Origin of the sequence: Bacillus sp. IT-79MI2 (assembly GCF_949768135.1) — a bacterium.
In the GTDB taxonomy this organism is placed as follows: domain Bacteria; phylum Bacillota; class Bacilli; order Bacillales; family Bacillaceae_G; genus Bacillus_A; species Bacillus_A pseudomycoides.
This window is the reverse complement of sequence record NZ_CATKPV010000102.1, coordinates 1-4202: the sequence shown is the minus strand read 5'-3', so window position 1 is coordinate 4202 and position 4202 is coordinate 1. Positions and strand designations below refer to the sequence as shown.

The following is a 4202-nucleotide window of genomic DNA, read 5'->3' as shown; positions in this document are numbered from 1 at the left end:
TGGCGGTACCCCTAAATCTCACCTATATAAACAGGACTTGATTGATTACCTATATGAAATTCTTTAATAAGTTTCCTAATACATATAAAAACGCACAGATTATAAAATCTGTGCGTTTTCAATTCATATTTGCAGTCTTACCTAAGTCCTCATTAACTTAATAGATTTATGTATAATCAAAATTTAATATCTATGCTTGAATAAACATCAGCAAACCAACGTAACACACCATTATGATGGTTAATAATTTGTTCAGCAGTGATTTCTTCAGAATCCCATGTACTATGTGTATCTGAAACCAAAGTAACCTTATACCCCATACTAAATGCCCTTCTACAAGTTGTATCAACACACGCTTCTGTTTGAATTCCAGTGATAAATAAATGTTCAATTCCTTGTTTTTTGAGTTCATCCTCTAAAGATGTATTAAAAAACGAATCTGGAGTGCTTTTCTGAATGATGACATCTTTTTTGGTTGGCGTTATTTCTGGATGAATCTCCCAACCGTTTGTTCCGTATTCTAAAGGTTTCCCAACAGGTGCATTATGCTGTATATAAAAGATTGGTATCTCCTTAGAGCGTGCTTTGGCTAATAATTCATTCAAATTTTGTAGTAATCTGTCTCCCTTATGCACAACATTTCCTTCTTGAAACATCCCTTTTTGAACATCTATAACTAAAAGCGCTTTCTTTGTCATAATCTCCCCCCCTAATTAAAACGTATGTTCCCCTTTGTTCTTATTGTACATCTATATTTAATTAAATTCAAATAGGTCTTTAAGCTACTTACTACTTCAATATTGAGCACTCACATTCTAAGTTGGGATAGCACCACATCATTATCAATTTAAGATAATTTTGTATCCATAGCATGAAAAAACGCTATTCTTTCTGTAGAATCATAGGAAAGGATGGCGTTTTTGTATGTCAATTTCTGTATCTGATGAATTACAATTATTTGCTCAAGAAATTCAAAGCTTCTTATCCCCAAATATCTTACAAAATCTTGCTAGAGATGTTGGTTTTGTGCAACGCACCAGTAAGTACCAAGCAAAAGATTTAGTCGCTTTATGTGTATGGATGAGCCAAAATGTTGCTACGACTTCTTTAACTCAGTTATCTAGCAGTTTAGAAGCATCAACAGAAGTACTTATTAGTCCCGAGGGACTGAATCAACGATTTAATAAAGCAGCTGTCCAATTTTTACAACACATATTAGCTGAACTACTAAACCAAAAATTAGCCTCATCTATGCCGATTTCTTCTCCATACACTTCTGTTTTCAAGCGTATTCGTATTTTAGATTCCACTGCTTTTCAACTCCCAGATCCCTTTTCATTCGTTTATCCAGGTGCAGGAGGATGCAGCCATACAGCGGGAGTAAAGATTCAGCTTGAGTATGATTTATTAAGTGGACAGTTCCTTCATATTCATACAGGTCCAGGTAAACAACATGATCGAACCTACGGTTCCCTGTGTGTCCCAACTGTAACAGCGAATGATTTATGTATCCGAGATTTAGGTTATTTTCATTTGAAAGATCTTCAACATATACAAGAGAAAAAGGCTTATTATATTTCACGTATCAAATCGAATACACGTATTTATCAAAAAAATCCTAACCCTGATTATTTTCAAGATGGCAGAATCAAGAAAGGTACAGAATATATCCAGATAGATATGGAGGTTTTAATGAACTCTCTTCAACCAGGACAAACATGTGAAATATCCAACGCTTATGTAGGAATGACTGATAAAGTCCCAACTCGTGTGATTGTTCATCGACTAACAAAAGAACAACAACAAAAACGATTACAAGATCAAACTGTAAGAGAAAAAAAGAAAGGAATGAAGTATTCGGCTCGTAGTAAACGACTTAGTGGTATCAATGTATATATGACAAACACCCCTACAGATATTGTCCCGATGGGACAAGTACATGATTGGTATTCTTTACGTTGGCAAATCGAAATTTTATTTAAAACGTGGAAATCATTCTTTCACATTCATCATTGTAAAAAGATAAAACGAGAACGATTGGAATGCCATTTGTATGGGCAATTGATTGCCATTCTACTCTGTTCCTCTATTATGTTTCAAATGCGGAAGTTACTTCTCATGAAAAAGAAACAAGAGCTGAGTGAATATAAAGCCATATATATGATTAAGGACTATTTTTTTCTTCTGTTTCGAGCAATACAAAGAGACACCCAAGGATTATCAAAGATTCTTCTTCGTCTGTTTAACCTCCTACAGCGAAACGGACGAAAATCTCATCGATACAAGAAGAAAACAGTCTTTGATATATTAGGTGTCGTTTACAATTGTACCATGTCGGACAATCAAGCAGCTTAATAAAAAAGTGAAACCCGTTAGGGTTTATTTGATATGCAAAATTTCCAATGATCTACACTGATTTTTAGAAAAAGAAAAAAATTTCTTCTGAAACTGATCTTTCCTAACCTTAGCTTGATAGCGATGTGGCGGTACCCCTATAAAAAGTAAAAAAACTCTCCTGAAAAATTCCTAATGTAGTCTTAGCTTGATAGCGATGGGGTACCGCCAGCATTTCGGAAAATGCTGGCGGTACCTCGTAAAGGGCATACGGCAACGGTTCTTTACTTTTGGAGCCACTGGAGAGAAATGGACTTTATATATGTTTGTTATTGTCTTAAAATATTACGCACTTCCGAAACATCCATATTGGTAAACTTCGCTATATCTTCTATATCCATTCCATTTTTATGCATACCTTGAATCAATTGGATTTTCCCTTCTTGAATCCCTTCTTCTTTTCCTACTTCACGAGCATGTGCCAATTTAGCTTGTTCATCAAATAATACCTTTTCTCTAGCTTCATATGCTAAGCGGAATGAACTACTCTGACTCATATTCTCCCATTTATGGATTGCCTTCTGTAACATTGGGTCTTGTTTCATGGCGATATCCTCCAATGTGTGGGTTAAATGTTCATCTTCATGTGCCGGTAACAAGAGTAACCAACGAGCAAATTCATTTTCCCACAGATTAATTTTTTCTTCTCTCCATTGCTGAAGCAATTTTGGAATTTCAATAAAATGTATTTCTAAATCATCCAGTAAGACTTGTTTCTGCTCTTGACTCCAAAACTGTCCAACTGTGTGCATCTCTTCATAATTAGGAAAGAGATCAAAGTCTAATATATTAATCGCAATGGTCTTTCGTAGAGAACGATACGACATCCCTTTGTCTAATTGAGACGTATACAATTTACTCCAATAATATAAGGAACGTTTTACAATTTCTTGTGTATTTTTCAATTGAATTTCTACATTTACCTTTGTTCCGTCCTGAAGTGTGGCAAGTATATCTAGTATGGATAATTTGTCTTCTTCATATTCTTTATGCAAATGCGGGTCTTCAATTTTCAGCGATATAATCGGTGTAGATAAAGACTCATGCAAGATTGCATTTAAAAAAGAAACGAGTAATTCTTCTTGTCCTTGTACACCAAATAATTGTTTAAAAGCAAAATCGATTCGTAAATTCACTAAAGGTTGATTCATGGTTAGAGTCACCTTTCTTTTCGGTATTCTATATGTCTATTGTATCGAAGAGTAAACAAAAGAAGCAACCCCTGAAGATGGTGTTGGTCGGTTTTCTTTTTATTAATTAATACAGTATGTAAAATTATATACAAATTTCAATTATAGGATTCATACCTAACTATTTTTATAGATTCGTTGCATATTTTGCAAGGCGATCCGCTAAATCATTGAATTCATTACCGCTATGAGCCTTTACTTTTATAAATTTTATATTGATATTCCGAATGTATTTCTGCATAAATTCTTGATACTCTTGTGTTTGAGGGTTTTTAGCTCTCCAAGCTTTTGTTGCGAAATATTCAATACCTGTATGGGGTCACTATATCATTCTGGGAAAATTGTACGCTAAGGGATACAAAACCTTATCCTGGCAGTATCTTTAATAGATAAATACATGTTCAGAAAGATAAAATTCAAAGATTAATTGAACATTGAATTATGTACACACTTTATGAACGTGATTATAGCTAGAAAACCTTGATATTATTGAATTCTATGCTCTGTTCATAAACATAAGATTTTCTGAACAAATATCTCTTAGCGTACAGCAAAAGGAGGTAATCATGACAAAAATGTGTCTAAACGTATAGAATTCCCGGAATGATATGGTGAGGC

4 protein-coding genes are annotated in these 4202 nt (G+C 34.2%); 1 reads left to right on the top strand and 3 read right to left on the bottom strand.

Features of this window, described 5'->3' with window-relative positions; translation table 11 throughout:
• Window positions 1–176: 176 nt before the first annotated feature.
• Window positions 177–698 (bottom strand): cysteine hydrolase family protein, encoded by a 522-nt coding sequence (locus ACM6HU_RS24255; protein WP_098167113.1) that lies wholly within the window; start codon window positions 696–698, stop codon window positions 177–179.
• Between the two features lie 226 nt (window positions 699–924).
• On the opposite strand from ACM6HU_RS24255, the gene ACM6HU_RS24250 reads away from it, so the two are divergent.
• The gene (locus ACM6HU_RS24250) at window positions 925–2355 is read left to right on the top strand and encodes an IS4 family transposase (protein WP_414848487.1); all 1431 of its coding nucleotides are present in this window, start codon (window positions 925–927) and stop codon (window positions 2353–2355) included.
• A 308-nt stretch (window positions 2356–2663) separates the two neighbouring features.
• On the opposite strand, the gene ACM6HU_RS24245 is transcribed toward ACM6HU_RS24250, so the two are convergent.
• Window positions 2664–3545 (bottom strand): Rpn family recombination-promoting nuclease/putative transposase, encoded by an 882-nt coding sequence (locus tag ACM6HU_RS24245; RefSeq protein WP_414848486.1) that lies wholly within the window; start codon window positions 3543–3545, stop codon window positions 2664–2666.
• 166 nt (window positions 3546–3711) lie between these two features.
• Entirely contained in the window at window positions 3712–3891 is a 180-nt protein-coding gene (locus ACM6HU_RS24240; protein ID WP_414848488.1) for an RNase H family protein, read from the bottom strand.
• Window positions 3892–4202 lie beyond the last annotated feature (311 nt).

What these genes read in the sequence shown, in the direction of transcription:
- ACM6HU_RS24245 (WP_414848486.1), bottom strand. Translation starts at nt 3,545, where the DNA reads ATGAATCAACCTTTAGTGAATTTACGAATCGATTTTGCTTTTAAACAA.
- ACM6HU_RS24255 (WP_098167113.1), bottom strand. Translation starts at nt 698, where the DNA reads ATGACAAAGAAAGCGCTTTTAGTTATAGATGTTCAAAAAGGGATGTTT.
- ACM6HU_RS24250 (WP_414848487.1), top strand. Translation starts at nt 925, where the DNA reads ATGTCAATTTCTGTATCTGATGAATTACAATTATTTGCTCAAGAAATT.